The following is a 5,540-nucleotide window of genomic DNA, read 5'->3' as shown; positions in this document are numbered from 1 at the left end:
GTCATGCCGAACAGCCGCACCCGATCACGGCTTCAGGCAACCTCAGCCGGAATCCCCCGGAGCTCGACAATGGACGAATCAACAGCCGAAATAAAGGTTCTTCGCGAAAAGCTCCGGCTTCTGGAGAAGGAGAAAGAGTCCTGGCGTAAAACCCAATTCATCGCCAACGCGGCCGATCAACTGCTCACCATGATCGACCGCAGCTATACCTACGAAAGCGTCAACCAGGCCTATTGCCGGGCCCGAGGGCAGCGGCACGAGGATGTCGTCGGCAAGAGCGTCGCCCACGTATGGGGGCAGGATCAATTCGATTCGATCATCAAACCCAAGTTGGACAACTGTTTTGCCGGAAATGTGACCACCTCGGAAGACTGGTTCAAATTCGACGGCAGGGAATTGCGCTGCTATCAGGTCACCTACAATCCCTATCGGGACGACAGCGGCCAGGTCACCCACGCCGTCGTGGTCACCCACGACATCACCGCCCGCAAACATGCGGAAGCCGGGATGAAAAAGGCCAACGACCGTCTGGAGAGGCGGGTGCAGCAGCGCACCGAGGCGCTGGAGCAGGCCAACAATCAACTGCGCAATGAAATCGAAGTGCGCAAACGGGTGGAAAAGGCCCTGAGGGAGAGCGAAGATCGATACCGCTCCGTTTCCCGGGACATGCCGGCCATGGTCTGCCGGTACCTGCCCAACGGTGATCTTACCTTTGCCAACATCCGGTTTAAAAATCACTTTCAACTCTCTGACGATACGCTCGTGGACACGAACGTCTTCGCTTTTTTTCCCGACGACGACCGGCAGCGCATGAAAAAAAGACTGCAGCGCCTTCATCAGGAAAAACCCATGGTCATTTCTGAACAGTGCTCCCGTGAAGAAACCGGGGGCATCATGTGGCGGCAGTGGACCGACCGCGCCCTGTTCGATGAACAGGGAAACGCCATAGAATACCAGAGCATCATCATCGATATTACCGAGAAAAAAGATGTCGAGGACAAACTCCAGCAGGCGCAGAAAATGGAGGCCATCGGCACACTGGCCGGCGGCATTGCCCACGACTTCAACAACCTGCTCATGGGCATACAGGGAAACATCTCCTTGATGTATCTGGATATCGACCGCCCTCACCCGCTCTACGAGAACGTCCGCAGTATCGAGCAGCTGGTGGACAGCGGCGCCAACCTGACCCGGCAGCTGCTGGGTTTCGCCCGGGGCGGAAAATATGTGGTCAAGCCCGTGAACCTGAACAAGGTGGTCTCCGAAACGGCCGCCCTGTTCGGCCGAACGCGCAAATCCATCCGGATTCATGAGACCTATGAACCTGATGTCCGCCCGGTCTCCGCCGATCGGGGGCAGATCGAACAAGTCCTGATCAACCTTTACCTCAACGCCTGGCAGGCCATGTCGGAAAAAGGCGATCTTTACCTGGAAACCCAGAACGTCACCATTGACGAGAAGTTCGTCAAACCATTTGAAATCAGCTACGGCGACTATGTGCGGGTATCGGTCACCGATACGGGTAAAGGCATCGACCCGTCCATCTCCCATCGAATTTTCGACCCCTTTTTCACCACCAAGGAGTTCGGCTGTGGATCCGGCCTCGGGCTCGCCTCGGTATTCGGCATCGTGAAGAACCACGACGGCATCGTGGATTTTGAAAGCCTTCCCGGCCACGGCACCACCTTCAGTGTCTACCTGCCCATCTCCAAGACAACCAGCCAGGAACCGGCAGCGGTGCCGGCGGGCATCTTGAAAGGTCCGGAAACCATTTTATTGGTTGACGATGAACCCTTTATCCTCGATGTGGGGGTGAAGATGCTCGAGAAGATGGGATACACCGTGATCAAAGCCTGTTGCGGCGATGATGCGGTCCGTCTGTTCAACGATATCCCCAGGCAGATCGACCTGGTGATTCTGGATTTGATCATGCCGGACATCGGCGGCGGCGAGGTGTTTGACCGGCTGCGCGAGATCAGACCGGACATCAAGGTCCTGCTGGCCAGCGGCTACAGCAGGGGTGAAGCCGCTGCCATCATCGCCCGGGGATGCAACGGATTCATCCAGAAGCCCTTTGGCATGGAAAAGCTTTCCCATGCCGTCCGGGAAGTCATCGACAATGGCCGCCACCAGCCCGCCGTCTGACTGCTCCGATGACACCCTCTCACCCGTTTGAGCCAGACCCTGTTTCGATTCGTGGCGACGATCTCCGGCGTCGAGCCACGGGGAATGCGCACGTTGTCACGGTTCAACTAAACCCGCTATATATACGGTGGCCTTTTTTGGCAAATCTGATATAAACGCCCCATGAACAAGCCATCACGAATCTCGGGTTGGATGCAACGCCGCAGGGTGGATGCGGAAAACCGCTTCACCTGCTTGCTGCCCAGGCAGACCGGCATGATCTCCATGTTCCTTCTGCGCCGCCTCTTCTCAGGCATCTGCCTGAACCCCGATCTCAAAGCGACCCTGAGGGAACTTCCCGACGACGCCGTCATCGTTTACGTCTCCAAGACCAAAAGCTATTTCGAATTTTTATGCTATTACACCCGATACATGCAGGCCAACCTGCCCTACCCCCAACTGGGGTTCGACTGCAGTATCATGAGCCTGCAGCCGGTGGGCCGGCTGATGCGCATCGCCAGCGAGCAGGTGAAGTTCTTCTTTCGCCATTACTCGTTCAGGGATCCTTACCGGTCCGGGTTCATTCGCGATGAAATCGAAAAGGGGACCACCTCCTTTCTGCCGCTGGTGGAAAAACGTGATTTTTATCGTCGATTCATCAAGTCCAAGACCGACCCCATCCGCCACCTGATCGACATCCAACAGACCCTGGATCGGCCCATCTGCATCATTCCGCAGCTGTTGTTTTTCAGCAAGCACCCGGCGTCTACGATGCCTACGATGACCGACGTATTTTTCGGGTCCCCGCAAAAACCGGGGAAGTTGCGGCGCCTGGCCACCTTGTTCAGAAAACCCGGCAATATCTTCATCGAGGTGTCCGACCCGATCAACCTCAAACGATTTCTGGAATCGACCGGCAACCGGGGGCGCAGCAGCGAGTATCTGGCCTTGAAACTGCGGCGGGACCTGCTGGGTCAGATCAATGCCCATCGCAAAAGCATCACCGGTCCCGCGATCAAGACGCCTGAGGAGATCAAGCAGGAGATCCTGACCAGTGAAGAGCTGCGCCAGTTCATGGGCGTCTATGCCAAACGGCGGGAGATGACCACTTTCCAGACCCACCGCGAGGCCCTGGGCTACGTGGACGAAATCGCCGCCAATTACAGCCCGTCCTTCATCAACATCGTCCACCGCATCATGGGACGATTTTTAGACACCCTCTTCGAATCGGTGACCTTCAGCCAGGAAGCGCTGTCGATCATCAAGCGCAATTCCCGCAAAGGGCCGATCATCTTCATGCCCGCCCACAAAAGCCATATGGACTCCCTCCTGCTGTCCTTTACCCTGTACGACAACCACATGCCCTGCCCCCACATCTTTGCCGGCAAAAACCTGGCCTTCTGGCCCATGGGCCCGCTGTTCCGCCGGGTGGGGGCCTTTTTTGTGCGCCGCAGCTTCAAAGGCGCCGTATTCTACGCCAAGGTCTTCTCGGCCTACATTTTTCAGGTGCTCAAGGAAGGCTATAACATAGCCGTATATATCGAAGGCACCCGCAGCCGCAGCGGCAAACTGCTTCAGCCCCAACTGGGCATGCTCTCCATCATGCTGCACGCCTTTTTCGAAGGCGCCTGCAAGGACATGATATTTGTCCCCGTCTTCATCGCCTACGACCGGATCCCGGACGAAGGGTCCTATCTGCACGAAATCAGCGGTGGGAAAAAATCGGCCGAGAGCTTCCGGCAGATGCTGAAGGCCAAGCGCATCCTGAAAGACCGCTACGGCAGAGTTCACCTGAATTTCGGCAGCCCCCTCGGCTTGAACGACATGCTGGCCGAGCAGGGGTTGACCGGAGCGGTGCTCTCGGCCAAACAGCAGAACACCTTGTGCCGGGACATCGGCGCACAGATGATGAACGCCATCGACCGTCAGGCGGTGGTTACCCCCCAATCCCTGGTGGCCGGCGCGCTGCTGTCGGGAGGCAGGGAGATCATCACCCGCAAGGAACTGGACTTTCGCGTCCAGGCATCCATGAGCCAGCTCTACGCCCAAAGGGCCTGCCTGGCGGACACCCTCGCCGACGGACACCAGTCCGCCGTAGAAAACGCCCTGTATCACTATCGGGGACGCAAATTCATCCAGTGGGTCGATGCCAAGGCCAAAGATCGGGTCCGCCACAATGAATGGCGCGTCATGGAAAACCGGCGCAATGCCCTGGACTACTACAAGAATATCAGCATCTGCCATTTCGTGCCGCCGGCTTTCACGGCCCTGGCCATATTGGAAAAAGACGCCTTTCAATTTTCGGCGGCAGACCTGCATGTCACCTATCGGCGCCTTCAGGATCTGTTTGGCGAGGAATTCATCCCGGACCCGAACCATCCCCCGGCCTACACGGTGCGCAAAACCGTCAAAGCATTTATCGACAACGCGATTCTGGTTCCCCACCCGGTCATGCCGGACACCTACAACCTCTCCTCGGAGGGTTTTCGCAAACTGGTTTATTTTGCCGGCTATATCGAACCCTTTTTTGAATCGTATCGTACGTCACTGGTCTATTTCGCCAAAAACCGGCGCAACCACCACCACAAGGCCAAGATGCTGAAAAAGATGCTGGCCATCGGCAACCGCATGATCCGACAGGGGGAAATCCGGCTCAAAGAGTCCATCTCCAAGGCCAACTACGACAATGCCATCGGTTTTTTTGCGAAAAACGGGGTAAGGGGGTCTGAAGACGAGGAGATGGTGCGGCAGTGGGACGACACCTTAGTGCACTTCCAGAACCTTATTTCTCGTTAGTGTCCACGCGTTAACGCTCATCCACCCATGGTCGATTGGCCGATTTCTGAATCGTCACGCGTGAATGATGCGGTGTCGTCACGGCGCCGGCCTACTTGCGGCGGCTGGAAAATCGACGTCGGCTGCGCGCTTTTTTTTTCCTGACCACTTGCAGGGACGCGTAGAGTTTGGAGCGGGTCTTACGCTTGAGTTCCTTGATTGTTTTGGGGTCCGGGTCCGTTTCCATGGACGACCGGCAGGCTGGGCAAAGCGCCACCACGTTCTTGATAGAATGCTCGCCGCCCTGCAGCAGTGGCAGGATGTAGTAAGGTTCCAGGCGGTCAGACCCGGTTCCTTCGCCGGTTCTGGTTCCGCAGCATTCACAGCACATCCTGGACCGCTTCAGCACGGAGTCGAACACGTTTTTTTTACGGTTGAACGGTTCGGTTCCATCCGCCGCGGCTTTCCACGGCTTTCCCGGCTCAGGCTTGTCAATCGCCTGGGACCGGGGGGCAGATTCGGGTTTGCGGGGATAGACCGCTGCGGCGGGTGGGCCTGGGGTCGCCGATGTTCCCGGTGTGACGGATTCGCTGGGAGGATCGATGGTCGGGTCGGGTAAAGGGGTCTCTTTTTTTCGTTTT

At 57.2% G+C, this 5,540-nt stretch carries 3 protein-coding genes; 2 read left to right on the top strand and 1 reads right to left on the bottom strand.

Annotated elements, in window-relative coordinates:
• Positions 1-69 precede the first annotated feature (69 nt).
• Together ABYV26_RS19465 and ABYV26_RS19460 are read left to right on the top strand one after the other, a co-directional pair.
• Entirely contained in the window at positions 70-2,145 is a 2,076-nt protein-coding gene (locus ABYV26_RS19465; protein ID WP_372683021.1) for a PAS domain S-box protein, read from the top strand.
• A gap of 192 nt (positions 2,146-2,337) precedes the next feature.
• Complete coding sequence (locus ABYV26_RS19460) at positions 2,338-4,920, top strand: 1-acyl-sn-glycerol-3-phosphate acyltransferase (protein WP_372683020.1); 2,583 nt, start codon at positions 2,338-2,340, stop codon at positions 4,918-4,920.
• Positions 4,921-5,011: 91 nt separating this feature from the next.
• Here the strand turns inward: ABYV26_RS19460 and ABYV26_RS19455 are convergent.
• Positions 5,012-5,540, bottom strand: a 529-nt coding sequence (locus ABYV26_RS19455) for an HNH endonuclease (protein WP_372683019.1), incomplete at its 5' end; no start/stop codon positions are given.

The sequence above is a fragment of the Desulfosarcina sp. genome, from assembly GCF_041551955.1.
Lineage (GTDB): Bacteria > Desulfobacterota > Desulfobacteria > Desulfobacterales > Desulfosarcinaceae > Desulfosarcina.
Note: the sequence above shows the minus strand (reverse complement) of the source record. Positions and strands in the feature narration are given on the sequence as shown.

What these genes read in the sequence shown, in the direction of transcription:
- ABYV26_RS19460 (WP_372683020.1), top strand. Translation starts at nt 2,338, where the DNA reads ATGCAACGCCGCAGGGTGGATGCGGAAAACCGCTTCACCTGCTTGCTG.
- ABYV26_RS19465 (WP_372683021.1), top strand. Translation starts at nt 70, where the DNA reads ATGGACGAATCAACAGCCGAAATAAAGGTTCTTCGCGAAAAGCTCCGG.